Source organism: Alkalilimnicola ehrlichii MLHE-1, assembly GCF_000014785.1.
Classification (GTDB): Bacteria; Pseudomonadota; Gammaproteobacteria; order Nitrococcales; family Halorhodospiraceae; genus Alkalilimnicola; species Alkalilimnicola ehrlichii.
The window spans coordinates 1,990,611-2,010,618 of the sequence record NC_008340.1; the positions used below are offsets into that span (position 1 = coordinate 1,990,611).

14 protein-coding genes are annotated in these 20,008 nt (G+C 71.6%); all 14 read right to left on the reverse strand.

Going from position 1 to position 20,008, the window contains the following annotated elements:
• Positions 1-45: 45 nt before the first annotated feature.
• From MLG_RS08885 to MLG_RS08950, 14 genes are read right to left on the reverse strand one after another with little or no spacing between them, the layout of a single operon-like run.
• Positions 46-423 carry a hypothetical protein gene (locus MLG_RS08885; protein ID WP_011629481.1) on the reverse strand — a complete coding sequence of 126 codons (378 nt, stop codon included), beginning with the start codon at positions 421-423 and terminating at the stop codon, positions 46-48.
• A gap of 9 nt (positions 424-432) precedes the next feature.
• Entirely contained in the window at positions 433-4,779 is a 4,347-nt protein-coding gene (locus tag MLG_RS08890) for an eCIS core domain-containing protein (RefSeq protein WP_011629482.1), read from the reverse strand.
• A gap of 24 nt (positions 4,780-4,803) precedes the next feature.
• A complete protein-coding gene (locus MLG_RS08895; protein WP_011629483.1) occupies positions 4,804-7,707 on the reverse strand; it encodes a DUF6519 domain-containing protein in 2,904 nt (967 codons plus the stop codon).
• A 35-nt stretch (positions 7,708-7,742) separates the two neighbouring features.
• Complete coding sequence (locus tag MLG_RS08900; RefSeq protein WP_011629484.1) at positions 7,743-9,434, reverse strand: phage tail protein; 1,692 nt, start codon at positions 9,432-9,434, stop codon at positions 7,743-7,745.
• Positions 9,431-12,391, reverse strand: coding sequence for a baseplate J/gp47 family protein (locus MLG_RS08905; protein ID WP_011629485.1), 2,961 nt, complete (start codon positions 12,389-12,391; stop codon positions 9,431-9,433). The genes MLG_RS08900 and MLG_RS08905 overlap by 4 nt, the downstream gene beginning before the upstream one ends.
• Position 12,392: 1 nt before the next feature.
• Positions 12,393-13,574 carry a baseplate J/gp47 family protein gene (locus MLG_RS08910; protein WP_011629486.1) on the reverse strand — a complete coding sequence of 394 codons (1,182 nt, stop codon included), beginning with the start codon at positions 13,572-13,574 and terminating at the stop codon, positions 12,393-12,395.
• Complete coding sequence (locus tag MLG_RS08915; protein ID WP_011629487.1) at positions 13,574-13,960, reverse strand: GPW/gp25 family protein; 387 nt, start codon at positions 13,958-13,960, stop codon at positions 13,574-13,576. Before MLG_RS08915 ends, MLG_RS08910 begins: the two co-directional genes overlap by 1 nt.
• Positions 13,961-13,967: 7 nt before the next feature.
• Positions 13,968-14,795: a phage baseplate assembly protein V gene (locus MLG_RS08920; RefSeq protein WP_011629488.1), complete on the reverse strand. Its 828-nt coding sequence runs from the start codon at positions 14,793-14,795 to the stop codon at positions 13,968-13,970.
• A gap of 48 nt (positions 14,796-14,843) precedes the next feature.
• The gene (locus MLG_RS08925; RefSeq protein ID WP_011629489.1) at positions 14,844-15,998 is read right to left on the reverse strand and encodes a phage late control D family protein; all 1,155 of its coding nucleotides are present in this window, start codon (positions 15,996-15,998) and stop codon (positions 14,844-14,846) included.
• 3 nt (positions 15,999-16,001) lie between these two features.
• Complete coding sequence (locus tag MLG_RS08930; protein WP_011629490.1) at positions 16,002-16,301, reverse strand: tail protein X; 300 nt, start codon at positions 16,299-16,301, stop codon at positions 16,002-16,004.
• Positions 16,301-16,948 carry a CIS tube protein gene (locus tag MLG_RS08935; protein WP_011629491.1) on the reverse strand — a complete coding sequence of 216 codons (648 nt, stop codon included), beginning with the start codon at positions 16,946-16,948 and terminating at the stop codon, positions 16,301-16,303. Before MLG_RS08935 ends, MLG_RS08930 begins: the two co-directional genes overlap by 1 nt.
• Before the next feature lie 2 nt (positions 16,949-16,950).
• Positions 16,951-17,181, reverse strand: coding sequence for a hypothetical protein (locus MLG_RS08940; protein ID WP_011629492.1), 231 nt, complete (start codon positions 17,179-17,181; stop codon positions 16,951-16,953).
• A complete protein-coding gene (locus MLG_RS08945; RefSeq protein WP_011629493.1) occupies positions 17,174-18,526 on the reverse strand; it encodes an ATP-binding protein in 1,353 nt (450 codons plus the stop codon). Before MLG_RS08945 ends, MLG_RS08940 begins: the two co-directional genes overlap by 8 nt.
• Positions 18,523-19,536 (reverse strand): Pvc16 family protein, encoded by a 1,014-nt coding sequence (locus tag MLG_RS08950; protein ID WP_011629494.1) that lies wholly within the window; start codon positions 19,534-19,536, stop codon positions 18,523-18,525. The genes MLG_RS08945 and MLG_RS08950 overlap by 4 nt, the downstream gene beginning before the upstream one ends.
• Positions 19,537-20,008 lie beyond the last annotated feature (472 nt).

Consider the following 20,008-nt stretch of genomic DNA (forward strand, 5'->3'; position numbering starts at 1 on the left):
ACCCGACCTCTAGCCCAACCCCCGATTCAACCGCCGAGTCGGGGCTTAATCGCCTGCCTCTCCGGCGGGCCGGGGGACCTCATGAGCGCTCTCCGGGGGGCGAAAGAGCGCGCGCTGGGCCACGTAGAGCAACAGCAGGGTAGCCGCCAGCCAGGCGAGTACCCAGGGGCCCGGGTGCGCCCAGTAGGCGCCGGCCACGGTGAGGTTGCTGAGCAGCATGGCGTTGCCGAAGGCGGTGCGGCCGGGGCGATCACCCGCGTAGGCGGCCAGCAGCATCAGCGCCAACCACAGGCCCAGGAGGATGGTGAGCGCCAACCACCAGCCCTGGTGGCCCAGGGCGAGCAGGCCCAGCGTGGCTGGCCACTGCAAGAGGGCGAAGGCGTAGGGGTCGGCGAGTCGTCGTTCCAGGTGCGAGCTATCCATTCAGGTCCCCTAGCTGCGTCGAAAGAAATGGACATGAAAGGCATCGGTCTTGCGGGCCGCCTCCCACTGGGCGTCGGTCATCCTGGCCTCCTTCTTCAGCGTAGCGCTCCGCCGGTAACCGCCATCCGGCCGATTGTCGACAATCGCCCGTGCCAGGTCGTGATCCACCCCGTCCAGCTCGGCCAACCGGCCGACATTGTCCGCACGCTTGGCCGCAAGGGCCTCGTCGTCGATATAGAACCGGGTCTTGGGCCGGGCGCGGATGCTGTAATCATCCAGGGCGTTCGCCTTGAAACGGTTATCCACCTGATGGCTCGCCACCGTGCCGGCGGCCTTGCCGTCCGGCGTTATCTTCTCCGAGCTGCAGTCGAGGGTCCGGGGGATCCGCTGCTCCGCCTGGATGATATCCGCGATCACGTCGGCGTCGGTATCGCCCTCCTCCGTCCGGTGGGCTTCGGCCTCCGCCACCAGCGGGTGTGATACGCCATAGTTGGCGGTGACGATGTAGTTAACGGCCTGTCCCCCTTCCACCGCGTCCTTGACCGGGTCTTCAAACCGGTGAAGCATCGATTGTGAATCCCGGTTGTTGGCACCCTGCGTGAGCGGCGTCAGGTTGTCCCAGGTATCCCCCGGGCCGCCCAGATGCTCATTCAACAGGTGCCCACGGACATAGTAGGTACCCCCGCCGTCCATGCGCCGCCGCAACAGGTTCCAGCTCTCGTTCTCGGGCGCATTACGCGGCGTGCTGCCGGTCGGATGGTCGCGGGTCAGCAACTCCACCCGCACCGAGCTGCCGAAACCCGCCGCGGTTCTGGGGCCGTAGATGGCCGGCGTGGAAGGCAGGTCGGCGACCGAACCCCCGGTGGACTGCTCCAGCAGCTCCCGGGTCAGGGTCGAGAGCTGGTCCATGGCCTCATCCATCCTGTTCTTGAGTGCCTTGCGCTTCTCCGTGTAGGTCGGCTCGTCGATGGCCGAGGCCTCCAACTGGCCCTCCAGGTCGCGGGACTCCCCGATAAGCCCCTCCACCGCTTCCGCGGCCGCCAACGCCCGTCGGCGGGTGTCGGCGGCGTCGTCCGGCAGTTTCAGGGCGGCGATGAATTCGGCGTAGGGGGTGGGCCGCGACTCGATGGTCAGCGCCTGGCGCTCCTTCTCCGCGTCGATGGACAGGGTATGCCGTTCCCCGCCCTCGGTCTCCACCTCGCGCTCGGCCTGCCACCAGTTGACCAGGGCGCGGGCCCCGCGCCGCACCGCCCGCCCCCCGCGGCGGGCCAGCTCCACGAAGCCCTCGCCCAGGCGCAGGGCGCGCTCGATGAGCCAGTCGAGGGCGGCGTCGACCCGCTCGCGGATCCCCTCCACCATCTCGCGGATGCGGCTGCTGACATCCCCCAACCCGGCGTAGTGGGCCAGGAAGGCCAGCGCCGGAGGCACCGCCCGGCCCAGGGCATCCTCCAGGTAGTCGGCGGCCTTGCCCAACGCCCCGGAGGCGATCTCGGCCACCCCGGCCAGGAAGCGGTTCGCCACCTCCAGCAACGCCCGCAACTGGGCGGTCAGCGCCGTGATCACCCGGTAGAGCTCCATCACCAGGGCGATGACGTTGGAGACCCCGGTGGGGGCGAGCAGCGGGGTGAGCCGGATACTGGCCTGCTTGATGATGGTGACGCTCACCCAGTTGATGATGCTGTCCAGCACCTGCCCGCCCAGATCGCTCAAGCGCTCCCGCAACGCCGCCCACAGCGCGCCCGGCCCCTCCTCGACCAGGGTGCGCAGAAACTGCCAGGCGCCGGAGGCGTGTTCCAGCATCCGCCGCATGCGAAGCGCCACGCCGGAGCCCACCTGGCGGCCGATGCGGTCGAAGATCCGGTCGGTGGTGATATCCAGGATCTGCAGCACCACCCCGAGGATCGAGCGCAGGGAGAAGTCCTCCGGCGGCTCGATCCCGCCCTTGCGCAGGGTGCCGAACAGCCAGCCGGCTATCCCCGCCTTGAGGTGGCCGACGATGTTGCTGAAGAACTGGGAGAAGCCGCGCCCGGCCGCCCGCACCAGGTTGAGCAGGAAGCCGATGGGGTCCTGCAGGATATGCCCGATGGCCGCCGCGGCGTTGGCCAGGAGGCTGACCACCAGCTCGGGCGGCAGCCCGATCAGCCGCAGTGCGGCCTGGAAGAAGGCCCAGGCGGCCGCGGCGAGATCTCCGTCCACGAACAGCTTGCGCAGTATCTCCATGGCCTTGGCCTTGACCTTCTCCCAGAGGTCCGGGAGGGCCAGGAGCTGGCCGAAGACCGGGATGCGCGCCAGTATCTGGTTGACGATGAAGTCCTGCACCGGCTTGCGGATGCACTCCGGGATCAGCCGCCAGGCCGCGGACAACACCAGTTGCGGCAACTGCATCAGGTCGGTCACCACCGAGAGCAACCGGCGCACCACGCCGATCATCCGCTCGATGAAGGGCGTCAGCCGGTCAAAGCCGGCGACCAGGCCGTCGAACAGCTGCTTTACCCCGCTCTCCGCCCAGCGGCTGAGCCCGGCGATGCCCCGCTCCAGCCAGCCCAGCGCCCGCGCCAGGGGCCGGGTGATGTCCAACTGGCGCAGACCGGAGAAGAAGGCCGCCACCTTATCCCCCACCCCGCCAAGCCGCTCCACCAGCCAACGCCCGGAGTCGACCAGGAGGCCCCGCACCCGCGCTAGCACCGCTTCCACGGTGGGCAACGCGTTGGCCAGCGCCGCCCGGTTCTCCGCCACGCCAGCGCCCGGCCCGCCCTCCTCGCCGGCCCCCGCCATCTGCTGCTCGGCCGTGCCCAGGTCGTTGCTGAGCGCCTGCATGTCCTCGCCCAGGCGCTTGACGAAAGCGGGCGGCACCAGCTCCCGCAGCCACTCCACGCCCTGCTGTATGGGCTGCCAGAGCGGCCGGGTGCGTGCCTTGATCCAGTCCCACGCCTCGCCGGCCTTGTCCTGCACCCAGCCGACCAGGCCGCCCTGATCGTTTCCGCTGCTGTCGTTGCTGGATCCGAATAGCTTGCCCTTGACCCAGTCCCAGGCCGCACCCAGGGTCTCGCGAATGGGCCGCGTCCAGTTCCAGATCCGACGGCCGAGGGCCTTGATGCCGTCCCAGAGGTCACCGGCCACCCCGGTGATGAAGTCCAGGGCGCGGGCACCGGTGCTCTCCCAGAGATCGGCGAAAAAGTTACCGACGGGGGCGAGAAAGTCGGTGAGCCGGTCCCAGGCCGCCCCGGCCGCATCGGTCACCAGGGTGCGCAGCCGCCGGATGGCATCGAACAGCGGCCCGCAGTCCCCCGAGGCCAGCGCCTCCACGATGGCGCCCGCCCGCTCGAGCATGCCGGAGAAGAGCTCGCTCAGACGCTCCACCGACCCCTCGGGCGTGAGCCGGGTGACCGCCTCCACCAGCCGGTCGAATACGGCGGCCACCCGGTCCTTGAGCCACCCCACCGGGCCCTTGTCGATGATCTCCTGGAGTATGGGGGCCAGGTTGGGGGCGAGCTTCTCCACCACCGCCATGCCCTTGGAGGCAATGAAGTTGCCGGCCTTGTCGAAGATATCGCCCACGGCCCCGGTGAGGCGGTCGTACGCCCCCTTGGCCATGTCGATCCCGGCCCCCACCAACCGGCGACCACCTCGGCGCAAGCTGTCAATCCAGGACCGCCGCACCGGCGGGGCAGTGGCATCCTGATGGTCCACGCCCGCACTGCGCTGCTGCACCACGTGGGTCAGTTCGTGGGCGATGAGCCGCCGGCCGTCACGGCTGTCGGGCCGGAAGGCGCCGCGGTTGAAGGCGATGTGCTCGCCCAGGGTGAAGGCGTGGGCGTGGATGGCCTCGGAGAGGCGGGCGGCCTCGTCGTCGGTGTGTATGCGCACCGCGGAGAAATCCTGCCCGAAGCGCGGCTCCATGAAGGCGCGCAGGTCCTCCGGCAGCGGGCGCCCCCCCTGCTGCAAGTGTCCGATGCGCCGGGCCAGTGGTTCCGGCAGGGCATCGGCCGCGCCGGGGGCTTCCTCCTCCCGCTCCTCCGGCAGGGGGACGGGGGCGTCCGCCGGCGCGGCACCGTGCGCCCCGCTCGCGACCGGAGCGGTGGCGGGAGGCGCCCGGCGGGCGGCATCGGGCGACCCGGCGCCGGGGGCCGTCGGGTCGTCCGATGCCGGCGCCGGGCCGCGGGTCACCCGCTCGGCGGTGCGCTCGGCCTCGCGCTCCAGCGGGTCGTCGCGGGCACCGAGCTTGAGCCGGGGCTGGAGGCCCGCCTGGCCGATCACCGCGGCGATGGCCGCGCGCTGGCTATGGGGCTTCGCCACCGGCTGCGGGCGCCGGGCCGGTGCCGGTTGCGCGCGCTGTTGCTGGGCGAAGGCCACCATGGCTCCCCCTGCCGGCGAGCCGGCTCAGGTCTGGTCCCCGTTCTGGTTGAGTGAGGCGAACGCCATCAGATTGTTGCCGATCGCATCGTCCACCGCCGTATGGCGCGCCTCCAGCCCGGGCCCGATGTGGCCATGGGCCACCAGTTGGTTGCAGAGCAACCACAGGGCCGGCGTATTGCGGCTGTCGTCCTCCAGCGCAACCAGCTGATTACCCTGGGCCATAAGGCGGCCGCCAATGAAGCTGGACCGCATGCCGAAGGTGTTCTGGGCGACCGTGAAGATGGCCGGACCGGTCACCGCCCGGGCCAGGAAGCGCCGATCCCGGTCGTCCACCCGAACGAAGCCGGATTCCATATCGCTGGTCCAGCGCAGTATGAAATTGTTGTTGACGTGAAGGCTGCCCTCGGCGTCGGCGACGCGGTCCGGCAGCCGCCGGTTCAGGATGGGGTCGCGGATCGGGATGGGGATGGGCCGGACCACCGGGCCTCCGCCGGTCCCCGGCCTGGGCCGGGGCACATCACCCCCGGTGTCACCTTCCCGATCCCCGTCGGCCACCGGCTCGGGCGTGTCTCCGCTGCGCAGGTCCACATAGTCGATGCGCTGGCTCGCCGGGTCCACCGGCTTGCCCACCCCATGCCGGTAGCGCACGAGACCGTCGATATGGTTATTCTGGATGTAGGCGACCTGGTAGACCCGCTCCAGCAACAGCGCCCAGCCCCGATCCACCGGGGTGAGCCGGCAGTCCTCCAGGCGGATAAGCCCAATACCTTCCTTAAGCTGCCCATCGATATGGAGCAGTGGCCGGCGCTGGCCGCCGCCCCCCTCGGCCTCCCGGGCGAGCACGTGTACCCGCTGGAGGGTAATGTCGTCCCCGCTCAGGTGGACCCGGCTCTCGCCGTCGTCGGGCAGTTCGATACCGAGATCGAATAGCTGGATCTGCGGTGCCTGCAACGCCCACTCTCCACCCTCCAGGCGGATGCCACAGGCGTGATACCCGCCACCACTGATCCGGATATGCCGGGCCGTATGCAGCGCCAGGTCCGCGGGGATTTCGTGCACGCCGGGTTTAAGACACAGCCATATGCTCTCCCGCCGCTCTTCGATCAGCACCTTCAGCGTCCGAGCCAGCTCCCCCGGCTCCACCACCTGCGCGCAGCCGCCACCACCGCTGCGCCCGCAGAGGGTGTTGAGGGCGTCCTGCACCGTCTCCACGCCTTCCCGGTCCAGGTCCGGACAGAGTTCGGTCTCGCGGCCCAGGGGGAGGTGATCGGCCGTGGTATCGCAAAGCAACCGGTTGAGCGGTTCCGCGGTGGTGGTCCGCCCTGCGGGAATCCGCAGCCGCTCGCGCAGGCTGCGGCGGCCATCGCGGCACTCGGGCACGTCGTGGGGCAGCGCCGCGCTGTCCAGGTGACAGAGCAAGCCGTCGAGCATGTCCCGCACGCTCAGCCGGCCGTCCCTGTCGATATCCGGCCAACGTTCAGCCAGGGCCTCGGCCAACAGCCGCTTGACCGTCACCTCCTCCCCCTCGCAATCGGGCAACCGGTAAGCGATGTGCTCGGCGGCGATGTCGCAGAGCGCGTCCAGCGCCTGCTGGACGTTCTCCGCGCCCCGATAGAGGGCTTCGCAGCGCTCGCTGAAGCCCACGTCGGCGGCGGCCAGGTCGGTGAGCGGCGGGAAGTTGAAACGGCGGCGCTCCGCGTCGCCGTGCGGCACCAGCGCGCCGTCGCCGTCCAGCTCGCCCAAAGGCAGGTAGCGGTGGCGCACCCCGCGGGGCGGTTCGCCGGTATGCTCGTCGCCGAGCACGTAGTCGCCGGGCCCCTGCACCGCCTCGCGCACCGCCGCCTGCCAGCAGTCACCGGGCAGGAACTGGCGGTCGGCGAAGGCGAGCCGGAGTTCCAGGCGTTCGCCGTTGACGGCCAGCACACCGGCGTCGATCCCCGCCCAGCCGTGGGCGTCCGGGTCGAGTTCCGGGTCCAGCTCGGCGCCCCGGTCCACGCCGCTGACCAGGGCGGGCCGGTCCAGGTTGAGCTGAAGAAAGCCGTCCCACTGGCGCACGAACGCCCGCGGCTCCCCCTCCGGGGGGCGCTCGAACGCCGGGGTGAGGCGCCCGCGCCGGGGCCGGTAGTCCTCCGGGAAATGCCGGCCCAGGGTCCGCTCGCTGGCCTCGTCGAAGAACTCCCAGACCCAGTCGCCGCGGTCGAAGCCCTCCGGGACGTTATCGGCCTGGTGGGCCTCGGCACCGTTGTCGCGGGACCACTTCAGCACCAGCTGCCGCTCACCCGCCTCGTCCAGGAAAAGGTCGTGCACCTCCACCCGGAACAGGTAGTTGCCTATGCGCTCGTCCAGGTTCATCTCGCTGGCGCAGGGGTCGCAGGGGTCATCGCCGACGACGATGTGACGCAGCCGCAGCGCCAGCGGGGCATCGCCCAGCGGCGGGTTGACCGCCGGGTCGGCGGGGTCCAGCCCGCGCGGGCACCACTTCACCTGCAGCAGGGTCTCGCCCCGGCTGCTGGTATCGGCGCCGTGCAGCGCCGGATCCATCAGGGCCGGGTCCTCCAGGGCCGTGACCGGACGCTCCCAGACGTCGGCGTAGAGCGTCAGGTCCCGCCCGTCGAAGGGGGGCGGATCCGGGTAATCGGGCTGCTCCCCCGGCGCCAGCGGCCCGTCGCCGGTCAGCCGGGCGGGGACGCCGCCCACGTAAAGCACGCCGGGGTGCAGGCGCAGACCGCTGTCGTCCGACAACCGCAGCCCGCCCTCGCGCGGAGCGCCGCTGGCGATGGCATCCCACAGGGCGCCCACCAGCCGGCGCTGGCCGATCTCGCCGAGGGCGTTCCAGTCGGCGTCGGTGATCATCCGCCCCTGCTGCAGGTAGACGCCGCTGTACTGGCCGTGGTCGCGGTGGGACGGTTGCGAGGTCTGCGTCTTCATAGTGGTCTTTCTCGCTCTGCGCTTTCCGTGGTGGGTTATCGCCGGTAGGGCGGTGGACACTGCAACCGGGGGTCGGGGATCAGCACCGCCTCGATGCCCAGCGGCAGGTAATTGGCCAGTTTGTCCCGCACCGCCTGCCAGCGGAGCTGGTGGCGGGCGTCGTGATAAGCACCCATCTCGCCGCCGTCCTCGGCGCCCCGGGTGATGGCCTCGGGGCAGTGCCAGTGCAGCACCCCGGCACCGGGCTCGCCGAAGCGGTCTTCGAGAAAGACCGCCTGCCGGTGGGTACTGCGCGCCAGGCGCAGGGCCGAGGGCTCGCCCTGGTGGCGCCATTCCGCCTCGGGCACGAAGGGCAGTCGGCTGTAGCGGATACAGCCCGCGGCGGGCAGGTCGCCGCCGCTCTCCACCCCGCGCGGCACCGGCACGCTGATGCTGTCGCTCATCCACAACCGCGTCGCCACCAGCCGGTCGAGCACGGTGCAGTACTCCAGCTCCGCCTCCGCCCCAGCGGCGAGGAGCGTGTTGAACAGGCAGCCGCGCGCCGCCACCGCCGGTCCGCCGTGGCCCGCCGTGGTGACGGCCAGGTGGCGCAGGGCGCAGCCGTGCAGCGCCAGGCTCCCCCGCTCCAGGGCCAGCCGGTGGGGCAGCCACAGGTGTTGGAGACGGAACAGCACCCGGTCGCCGTCCACCTGTGGGCCCAGCCCTTCCCGCCCCAGCAGCTTGAGCGGCCGTTCGGTGCGGGCGCGCAGGTCGAGGCAGGTCCACTCCTCGCCCCGCCAGTGGATGGTCCGGCGGTGGTACTCGATCTCGTCGTCGCGGTAGTGCGCCTGCGTGCCCACCCGCTCCCAGACCGCCTCCCAGCGCATGCCCTGAGGGTCCGGGTGACACAGACCGTCCGGCGGGGCCAGGTAAAGCAGCGCGCGTCGGGGGTGGAAGTGGCCCCGGCCGGCGTCGGGGGTGCGCAGATCCGGGGTGCGCCGAGAGACATCCTGGTGGCTGCCGGGGAAGCAGGGTACGCCGCCGGGGTTGGCCTGCACCCAATGCTGCGGCTCACCGGCGTAAAGGGTGCGCCGGGCCGCCGGGTCCCCGGGCCGGGTGCGCAGCGACCGCGAGGCATAGCGCAGATCCGGGGTGACGGCGGGCAGGCCCGGGTGGCGGGCCCGTTCCGCGGGAGAGGCGTCGTCGGGGATGGGGTCCGCCACACCGTAGTGGGCCTCGGGCAGCAGCGGGTCGCCGATGCGGGGGGTGCGCGCCACCCGCTGCCAGCCCTCCTGCACGGCGGTCTCCATGCGGCCCACCGCCTCGGCGATCGCCTCCGTGGCCACCCGGGTGCCCTTGCGCTGACGCCAGGCCACGGCGTGGGTGACCTCCTCGCGCTGCCCCTCGCTGTCCGGGGAGACCAGGTCCACGTCCATGAGCCGGGCGAAGTACGGCAGCAGCCAGGACTGGCAGTTCCGCTCGCGGCCTTGGTCATCCCGGCGCGGGTCGCGGTCGGGGAAGTTGTCGTAATAGCGCTGGTCGAGGGTATTGCGCCAGCGGTCCAGGAAACGCCCGTAGACCTGCAGCAGGGCCTCCAGGTCACCCACCTCGCCGGGCGCGGCGCCCGCCTCCGGCGGTTCGCCCCCGCCGGGCGCCCCGCCGCGGCTGGCCCCGCCGGGCCGGTCACGCTCGCGATAGACGGCGGGCAGCAGCTGGTAGAGCTGGTCGGCCAGGGAACTGCGGCTCATGGCTGGTAGGCCTCCGTCTCGATGGCGATGTCGGGCCGCCCGGGGGCGAGGTGCAGGCACTGGCGGGGTCCGGGCTGCAGCACGCGGACCACGCCGCCGGAGGTGAGCACCTGGCGCAGGCCATCCGCCTCACCCTCCGTGCCCACGGAGACCACCCTGATCTCGCAACTGGAGTTGGCCACCCCCCGCACCCCTTCCACCACCTGGAAGACCTCGCCCCGGTAGAGTGGCTGGCCCAGGCGCCGGCGTCGCAGTGAGAAGGCCTCTTCCAGCGCGGCGCGCACCGCCTCGATCACCGGCTCCGGGTCGAAGGCATCCAGGTCGATGCGCAGGGTGATATCGAGCCCGATCACCACCGGCACGTAATCCTCCACCCGCAGGTCCACCCCCGGCACCCCGTGGGTACCCAGGTAGCGGGTGAGCTGGTCGCGCAGCTCACTGGTCAGGCGGGCCCCCTCGGCGGGCACCACCACCACCTCCAGGCTCTCCCGGCGCTCCCGCCGGGTGGGCCGGGAGAAGGCGTTGGCCTGCCAGATGCTGGCGTGCGCCCGGGCCAGGCGGGCGAAATCGCGCAGCGAGACGGCCCGGGACAGGGTCAGCAGGGTGGCCGGGGCACTCTCCCGCAGGTCCGCCTCCGGCTCGCGGTCGGCGCCACCACCGGCCGGCAGCGGCTGGCGCACCGACGCCACCCGCGGGTGGGGGCGCTGGGGCTGGGTGAGCGAGCCCGGCGGCAGGTTGCCCCGGGTGCCCACGCCCTGGCGGTAGTGGATGCGCACGTTATTCGTCCCGGTGGGCAGTCGGCGCCCGTGACGCCCGTCGCCAAAGCGCACCTGCAGGGTGCCATCCTCGGTCAGGCGCGCGGTGTAGACGGCGTCCTCCGGCCCGGCGTCCTTGAGGTTGGCGATCTGCGTCCAGCGCCGGTCATCCACCGTGACCTCCACCGCCGCCCGCACCCCGCTCGCCTGACTGGGGTCGGCGACGAAGCTGACATCCTTGACGGCCAGCTCGAAGGCCGGGTGACGCTCGGTGGCGTCGCCACTGCCCAGGGCCTGTTCCGGTTTGCCGCTGCCGTGGCCGGCCGGCACCGCATTGCCGTACAGGACCAGATTGTCGTGGCGGCTGTCGTCCGGCAGCGGCTCGGACAGGGTCAGGCGCAAGGGATCGCCGCCCTCCAGTTTCACCACCCGGGCGGTGGTCGCCCCGCTGCCGTTGTCCAGCAGCAGGCGATGCCCCTGGCCCAGGCGAGCGGCCAGCACCCCGTCCGGATCAGACACCGGCAGGGTGCGCCCGCGCAGGGGCGTGGGGTTGCGCTGCCCGTCGTGCAGCCGCACCGTCTCGGTGAAGTGCACGAAGAGCTGCGAGGCATCACGGTAGAAGGGCCCGCCCTCACGCGCCCCCGAGCTGTCGGGATGGATCGGGCCGCCGCCGCTGTCCCGCCAGGCGCCGCCGGCGGCATGGTGGGTGGTGCGCTCGCCCTCTTCGTCCTCGGCCACCGCCCCCAGCCGGGCCCAGGCGATCGCGCCGCCGCAGACCAGCACGGCGAAATCGCCCGGCGCCGCGTGCTTGCTGTGCTCGCTGATCAGCGGATCGCGCACCCCGCCCTCCGCCCGCTCAAGCAGGGGGTCGGGGGCCCAGGGGCCGGGTGACTCGGGCACCGCCAGCAGGTACTGCGGATTGTTATCCAGTTCGTCGCCCACCAGGCTCAGGGCGGTGTAGCCCTCCCAGGCCGGCGAGTCATCGGCCTCCGGCGGCACGCCCACCGGTTGGTAGTGGGCGCGGGTCACCTTGAATGAACGGAGGGCGGTGTCCACGGCCGACGGGCGGCGGGCCACCCACTGGTTCTGCAGGCGGTGCCAGTCGCCGGCGACGAACACCACGTAGAGGTTCTTGCCCTTGTCGTCACCGGCCTCGATGCGGCGCCGCCAGGGCACCCCGGCACGGCGGACCACCGGCACCTCCACCGGCCGGGACAGGCGCGCGCCGGCCAGGTAGGTCTTGCCCAGGGGGGTCTTGAAGCTGAGCAGCCGGGGCCGGACCCGGTCGACGCGCAGGAAGCGCGCCTTGTGGCCCGGGTTGCTGAGCACCAGCGTCTCCCCCGGTTTGAGGTCTCCGGTGTCGTCGCCGAGCCGCAGACTGTGCCCCAGCACCGCGCCCTTCAGCACCGGGCCGGTAACCGCCAGGCGCTCCTTGGGCAGGACGTGCACCCGGACATCGCCCACCCGGTAACGGGACGAAAGCCGCGGGCTCACCCGGACCCGGGTGACACCGCGCGCTTCGTCCAGCGTCACCGACTGGATCAGGTGGGCGCGGCTGCTGCCGCGCCGGGTGTCCTCCACCACCAGCGGGGTGCCCCGGGTCAGCTTGTCGTGCTCGCCCGCCAGTTCCAGGTACTGCCCCTGCAGCGGTGCCGGATTGCGGTCGTGATCGGCGGGGCGCACGGCGTTGAGCACCGGGTCCAGGTCCAGGTCGGTCAGGGTCTCGAACACCACCGGGGCACCGTCCGCCGGGCTGTGTTTGACCGCAAAGCCGGCCGCCAGCGGCCCGGCCTTCTTGGCCAGTACCGCCAGCGTGGTGTGCGCGGAGGCCGGCGGCCGCGGGTGGTAGTCGAGCATGGCCACCAGCTTGCGCAGGTTCTCCCACTCGCCGGCGGTGCCCAGGGTGGCCTCGTTGGCGTAGACGTCCAGGTGCTCGCCCAGCACGTGGCTGGCGCGGGCGAAGCCACGCCCGATCTGCCACAGGAGGTCGTCCCGGTCGGCCTGGTAGTGTCGCTCCAGGCGGGCCCGCCACTCGCGCTCGTCCTCCTCCGGGGGTCCCTCCCCGGCCACCGCCGGCCAACGCGGGAAGCGCGCCTGCAGCCCGGCGCGCAGCTCCTCCAGGAAGGTGGCGGCATTGCCGTCCAGGTAACGGAAGCGGCTCAGGCCGGCGCGGTTCCAGCGGGTCAGATCATCATCGGCCATCTCAGCCCCGCCTCCCGCCGTGCAGCCGCAGGTGGAAATAGCCCCGCTCCGGGTGTTCGGGTTCGTTGTCGCAGACGGCCAGCTCCAGGCCGTTGAGGGCGATGCGCCCGGTCCCACTCATGTCCGGGAAGCGGGTACCGATGCGCTTGAAGCGGTTGAGGCAGAGGTTCTCCACCCCGTCCAGCGCCATCAGGTACTGGAACAGGTCGCCGGCCCAGACATCCTCGCCGAAGCGCAGCCGGCCCGGCTCGAAGAACCCCCCCGGGCCGGTTCCCAGGGCCTGCTCCACCGCCCGGCGGACCTCCGACTGGAAGTAGTGAGGGGCGACCTGGATGGAGAGCGACAGCGACAAGCCCACCTCCTCGGCCGGCACCAACTGCACCTCCTGGCCGACCATGCGGTAATCGTCCAGGTAGTGGCGCAGCAGGCTGCGCACCGGCGGCCGGCCGTCGCGCCCGGGCAGGTAGAGGTCGCGCTCGGCGTGGAATTGCTCGATGCGCGTCCAAAGCGCATCGTCGTAGTCCTGCGGGGCGTCCAGGCCCACCCGGGCCCAGGGGATGACGGCGACCTGGATGAGCGACCAGCTCCCGTTCCAGGTCTCGGCCGCCTGGGCGCGCTCCACCACCGGGTGGGCCTCGAGCCGGGTGACAAAGTCCGCGGTGGTGACAATGCGGTGCTGGCGGTGGATCTGGCGCGGCCCCTCCTGGCGGTCCCGCTCCATGTCCTCCGGATGGTCCAGCCAGTACTGTTCCAGGCGTTCGATGGCCGCAATCGGGTCGCCGTCGTGCTCCCCGTCGAAGGGCGGCAGGCCCTGGCGCCGGCGCAGCCCCAGCGCGTCGTAGCCGATCATCAACAGCAGCCGGCGCACCGACTCGGGGCGCCGGGCGGTCTCCAGGTAGGCCTCGCCGGCCACCCGGTCCAGGGTGTCGGAGAGCTGGTCGAGCACGGCGGCCAACGCCTCCACCAGCACCACCTCCAGGTCGGCCGGGGTCCAGCGCTTGCGCTCCGGGAAGCGCGCGGCCAGCTCCTCGAGCATGAACAGGCGGAAGCCGTCGTAGTCCCGCAGGTCCCAGTCGAAGTCATCGCCCAGCGCCGGCAGCCGTGGCGGCAGGCGGACCTCCCGGCGACCGCAGTCGTCGCAGCCTTCCTGGAACTGCAGCTCGATCTCGGGGCTGTCGGCCATCACGGCTCTCCCACGGCGAATTGGTGGCGCTCCCGGTGGCCCACCGCCGCCAGGGTGTAACTGACGGTGATCAGCAGGCGGGCTTCCTCCCCGGTGACGTGCACCTCGATGGTTTTCGGGTCCACCTCACCGGCCAGGGCGTCGGCCAGCGAGGCGATCAGGCGGCGCCGGGTCAGCGCCCAGAGGGGCGAGTCGTTGGGCTCGAACAGCAGCGCCTTGACCCCGGCGCCGAAGTCGGGCCGGAAGACCCGCTCCCCGGCCAGGGTGAACAACACCTGCTCGATCTGGCCGCGGATGTGGCCGGCGCGGTCGGCCAGGCGCGGGCCGTCGGCCTCGATCCGCAGCGGGAAGGCCAGGTAGGGCGGGTTGCTCAGCCGTCGCTCCATGGTCACCTCAACCGGTCAGCACTTTCATCGATAGGGTGCTCATCTCGCCCTGGGGCAGCGGCGGCGAGGTGGGGCTTCCGGAGACGGACGACGTGTGCACATGGGTGGCGAACAGGCTCAGGAAGCTCTGACCCTTGATCAGCGGCTCGCCGCCGGCCCCGCCCAGCATCACCTGATTGCCATCGAGCACGATCTGCGCGCCCTTCACGGTCACGCCGCTCGGCGCCATCTCGATCTTGTTGCCATTGGCGTCCTCCACGGTGGTGCCGGTGGTGGTGAGCACCAGGGTGTTGCCGTTGGCATCCTCCACCCGAAGCTGGTTGTTCTCGGCGTCCAGCACCACGGTGGCGCCGCCGGCGTCGGTGAGCGTCAGCCCCCCTTCCGGGTTCATGTCCACGTGCGCGCCGCCGCCGTGCTCCAGGCGCACCTGTTCGGCATCGTCCCGCTCCTCGAAGACCAGCCGGTGGCCCTTGGGGGTGCGGAAGACCCGGGTGCTGGGTGCGGCATCGGACTCGCGCGCCACCTCGTCGGGCACCTCCTCGGCGTTGCGCCAGAAGGTGCCGGTCCAGATGGGGTGCTCGGTATCGCCCCCCTCGAACTCCACCCAGACCTGGGCGCCCACCTCGGGCACCGAGAACAGCCCCTGGCCCTCCTTGCCGCCAAAGGGCAGACAGGGCAGCGCCCAGTGACTGATGCGATCCCCCCAGACGGACGGCACCCGCACCTGGACCCGCCCGCGCCGCTGGGAGTCGGCGTTGTCCACCACCACCCCGCGGTACTTGCCGTAGCGCCGCTCCTGGGCCTGCCGGACCAGTTGCTTGATGACATCGTCCACCGTCGTCCTCCTCTGTTGCGTTGCCCGTTGGGGCCCGCCGCCGCCCGTTCAGAGCACCCCCGCCAGCCGGGAAGCGACCGGGGCGGCGGTCTCCACGTTGTCGCCGTAGGCGTTGCGCAGCAGTTGAAAGCGCTGGAAGTAGCCGTCGGGGCTGAAGTGATGGGCCACCCGGTCGACGTAGTAAAGCCCGCTCAGCCGCTCGCCCAGGCCGTCCACCGGCACCGGCCGGCCCGGGCGCAGCACGTGGCCGTAGAGGCTGCCGTCCAGCTCGCCGTCGGCCTGCAGGCGGTGCAGGTCGTATTCGTTGATGCGAGCCTGGGCCCGGGCCTCGAGCTGCTCGGCGGCATCGCCCCCCTCCCCGCTCAGGGTGTCTACATTGGGCTCCAGGCCGCCGCCCCGGCTGTCGGCCCGCTCCGGCCCCATGGGGGGCAGCGTGGAGAACATCTGCAGCGTGCGCGAGTCGTCATCCTCGCGCTCCGCCGGCACCTCCACCTGGAGCAGGTCCGGCAGGTGGCCGTCGGCGCTGACGTTGAGCCGCAGGCAGTTGGTGGCCTGGCCGGCGTAGACCTGGATGGTGGCCTGGGCCCCGGCGCCGTCCAGGCGGTAGGGCCCGAAGTAGACCTCGTCCGGGTAGAAGATCAGCTCGTAGTTGTTCTCCTCGGCGCGCTTGCGCAGGAACTGGATATCGGAGCTGTCCTGCGGCAGTTCCACCAGCCCCTGCTGGCCGCTCTTGCTGTCCGGGCTGAGGGCGAGGCCGTAGTGGCTGAGGATCTCCTCGATGATCACCCGGTCGCTGACCGGGGCCTCCTCGTCGCCCCAGGGCTCGCGCTGGTGGGTGCGGTCCAGGCGCAGGGACTGGTCCTGGCACTCGACCACGACCTCCGCCTCACCGGCGCTCTCCGGGAAGTCGGCGTTGACCTCGCGGATATAGCCCTTGAACAGGCGCTCCTCGTCATCGCCGAAGACGATGGCCAGGGTGATCTCCGCCCAGGGCCGCAACAGCGCGTCGTCCTGGATACCCCAGCTCCCCAGCTCATCGCGCACGGTGGCCAGGCGCAGGGTCGCGGTCCAGGCCTCCTCCCGGCTGGTGTCCACCTCCAACTCGCGGAGGAAGGGGTAGTACTCCGGCACCTCCTGGTCGTGGAGGTAGATCCGGCACTCCGCCGGGGCCCGCTGTTCGCCGCTGAGCAGATCGAGCACCATGGCCTACTCCCTCGCCCGGGGGATCAGCAGCGTCTCGCCGGCGTATTCATCCAGCAGGATCACGCCGGCGAAGAGCAGGTCCGGGTTAGCGTCGATAATCCGCCACCACAACCGGCTGTCGCGGTAGTAGTAATGGGCCAGGGCGTCCAGGCGTTCGCCCTTGGCGATGGTGTGTTCGATCACGCCGCTGGCCGGCCCGATGGCGCGTGGCCGGATCCCCGGGAAGTCGGGCTCGCCGTCGGCCCCCGCGCTGAAGCGGCGGGCGGCGCGGGGTTTATGGTAGCGGGACTGGCGCAACAGCATCAGCTCATCCCTCCAGACAGATGGCCGGGGGCGGTGGCACTGTGCAGCGCCGCGCTGGCGGCCTGGCGGATCTTCTCCTCGCGGTAGAAGGGGTTGTTGCCCTCGATGACCTGCAGGCTCAGGGTCACCGTCGCCCGGTAGGGCACCAGGCTGGGCAGGTGCGCCGTCTCCTGAACGTCGATGCCCTTGAGAAAGACCGGCAGCACATGACTGCCCCAGAGGAACAGCAGCACCGAGGCGCTCTCGTCGCGCTGGAAGGCGCGCTGCCCGCCCATGCCCAGGCTGGCCAGGGTCTGCATCCCGTCCGGGCCCTGCACCTTGGGCTCGACCATGGAGCGCAGGGTGTCCAGCTCCGGCTCCACCCCGGAGGCGCTGGCCACCGGGTCGCCCTGCCCCATGCGGTCGGTCGCATCCAGGAGGATCTCCACATCGAAGCCCTCCGGCTCCACGCTCACCCCCTGGGAGACGCGGGGGGTCTCGGAGGGCGACTGGAAGTCGTAGCCGCCCCGGGTGGCGGGGGTGTCGGCCAGGGTGATCTCCACGCTGCGGCTGCGCGATAGGGTCTCCGGGTTGAACTCGAAGACCAGGGTGAGCGGGGAGGCGCTCTGCGCGTACTCCACCAGGACGCCGCGTACATGCCGGCCCATGGTCACACCGCCCCCGGCAGCTGCGCCCGGATGGCGCGGGCGATGCAGTCGGCAGCCTGTCGGTCGCTGGCCCCGGCGGGCAGCGTCACCGGGCCGACCTGGAGCCGGGCCAGGTCCGCCGATCCGGCCGTGGGGGCGTCCGCCAGTGCCCGACCCAGCAGGCGTACGATATGCGGCGCGCGCCCGGCGTAGCCCTCGGGCAGTTGCAGGCGCAGGTGGTGGATATCAATCATGCAGCACCTCCTGAGGCAGGTGGGGAGCCAGATCACCCAGCTCCCGGGGGGTTTGTTCCCGGCCGTCCTTGCCCAGCTCCCGCCAGACCGCCAGGGCGACCTCCGCCAGACCGATGGCGCACTCCCGCCCGGCGGCCAGGTAGGCGGCGTGCAGGGCGGCATTGCGGATACCGCCGCCGGTGAGGTTGACTGAGCGGGCCAGCAGTTCCAGATCCAGGTCGGGCGCCCGCGGGGCCCGCGGCGGCAGCAACCGGCCCCACAGTGCGGCCCGCCCGGCGACGCCGGGGCGCGGGAAGGTCACCACCATCTGAAAGCGGCGGGCAAAGGCGCTGTCCATCTGCTTGCGCATGTTGGTCGTGAGGATGCAAGGGCCCCGGTGGGCCTCGATGCGCGCCAGAAGATGGCTGACTTCCATGTTGGCGTAGCGGTCGCGGGCCTCCTTGACCTCGCCCCGCTTGGCGAACAGGGCGTCGGCCTCGTCGAACTGCAGCACCATGGGCTGGCGGTGGGCGGCGTCGAAGAGCTGGTTGAGGTTCTTCTCCGTCTCACCGATGTACTTGCTGACCAGGCGCCCCAGGTCCACCCGGTAGAGCGGCCAGCCCAGGCTGTTGGCAATGACGCTGGCGGCCAGGGTCTTGCCGGTGCCGGAGGGGCCGTTGAACAGCGCGATGGGCCCGCCCACCGATTGGCCGCCCCAGCGCTCCACCACCGTCTCCCGGTGCTGCAGCCACATCAGATACTCGCGCAACTGGGCCCGGTGAGGGGCCGGCAGCACCAGGTCGTCCCAGCCGGCGGGGTTGTCCACCGGCACCGCACCGGGGGGCGCCGGCGGCGCCTGGCGGACGCCGCGCAGGCGCGCACCGAGGCCGGGCTCCGGGGTGAGCGGCGCGTAGGGATCGCCGTCGCGGGCGCGCAGCAGGCCGCGACGGCGCAGCGGTGCGCCGGCGTCCAGGGCCTGCTCCAGCAGCCGGGCCTGGTGCGGGGCGAGCGCCAGCAGCTCCTGGACCAGGGCCCGCGAGGGGTAGGGCTGCGGGCTGCCCGGTTGCAGATTCTGGAACATCCAGCCCACCCGCGGCTCCATATCGGGCCCCAGGACGCAGGCCAACAGGTCCCACTCGACAGGCTCCAGGCCCAGCCCCAGGGCGCGCTCCCAGGCACCGTCCGGGGCCCGTAGCCGCTCCACCTGGTGTTGCAGCCGCTGGAGCTGCTTCAGTGCCGGCCGATCGGGGTCCTGGCCCTGACGGCTGCGCGACAGGCAGTAACCGAGGTATTGCAGCCGGTCCCACTCCGGCTGCAACTGCTCGGCGATGGGCAGGGCCTCGTCGGCGGCGGCCGCGGCGTTCATGCGCCCTCCTGGTACAGGGTGATCAGCAGCGGGTTGGAGCGCCGCAGCAGCGTGCGGCCGTCGGTCGCCCGCGGGTAACTGCGCTCGGCATAGAGCAGTAGCTGGCCGGACCGGTCATCGAAGGGCAGCGCCACCGTGTGCAGGCTGGCGTCCGCCAGCCCCTCGGGGTGGATGGCCGCCTCCGTCAGGGTGACCTCGGTGCCCCCAGGGTGGGGCTGCCAGCCCTGCTGGTCGTCCCAGACCTCCCAACGCAGGGTGACCTCGGTACCGGGCTCTCCCACCACCCAGACCTGCGGGGTAAACCCTGCCAGTTCGTCACTGCCCACGGCGAAGGTGAGCGACTGCACCAGGGCCCCCTGGTGCACCAGGCTCGCGGCCGGGGCCCAGTCCTCGCGACCGGTCTCGGGACGCATGCGGGTGACGGTGGCGCCGGCGGTGGTGGTGGTGCCACCCCCGGCCATGCCGCCCACCTCCAGGCCCAGGGTGCCGACCCGGGGCGGCTCCACGTGGCGATGTTGCGGGATCACCGGTGCCAGCGAGACCTCGAACAGCACCGACGGGCGGTAAATGGTGTCGCCCTGGGTGGCCCAGAGCTGGTTGATCTGCTCCACGCCCAGCGTCTGGAAGACCACCTGCAGGTGGAAGGGCTCACCGTCCGCCTCCAACTGGAACACCGGCGTCTCCTGGAAGACCCGCAGCACCTCGCCGATGATGCGCAGGTCGTTCTCGCCGCTGCTCACCGCCTCCTCGGCCACCGCGAAGGGGGTGGCCAGGCAGTACATGCGCAGGTACTGGGTCTCGCCCGGCAGGGTGTCACCATCAAAGCCGGAGGGCTCGAAGCGGAAGAAGAAGAGATTGAGGTTGTGTTCGCCATCCTGCTCGGAGGTGGCCGCATCCCCCGGGCTGCCCAGGAGCACATGGACCTTGGTATCCAGACCGTCGAACTCGCCACCCAGGTATTGCGCCAGGCCCTTGCAGACCTGGGCCACGGAGGAGGCCACCAGGGCCATCGTCAAAACCTCCGCAGGTAGTTACGGGAGAGTGCGGCGCGATCCGATGTCGATGGGCGGCGCCCCTTCCGGGCCGGGGGGTCGGCGTTGACCACCACCACCTCGACCTGGCCGATGCGGACCTGTGGGGTTGACCGGGCCGCATGCGTCGACTCCGGGCCGGGCTCCGGCGCGGGGCCGGCGTGGAAGGCGGCGCCGTCGCCGGAGGGGTCGCCGGACGGCTCCGCCCGGGTGACCGCCTCGACGGGCTCGGGTGCTGCCGCCGGCTCGGGCCGGTCCGCAGTGGCGGTGAACCCGCCCGTCGAGGGCGCCCCGACAGGGGCCGGGCCGGACGCCGGAAACCCCTCAGTGGCCGGGGCCTCCGGCGGGTCGGTCCGGTCGACCCCGCTCGGCGGAGCACCGGTGCCCCGCCGGGGGCGGGTATAGGGTTCAGAAGGGGTGTCGGCTCCCGGATTCCCTCTCGTTGACCGCT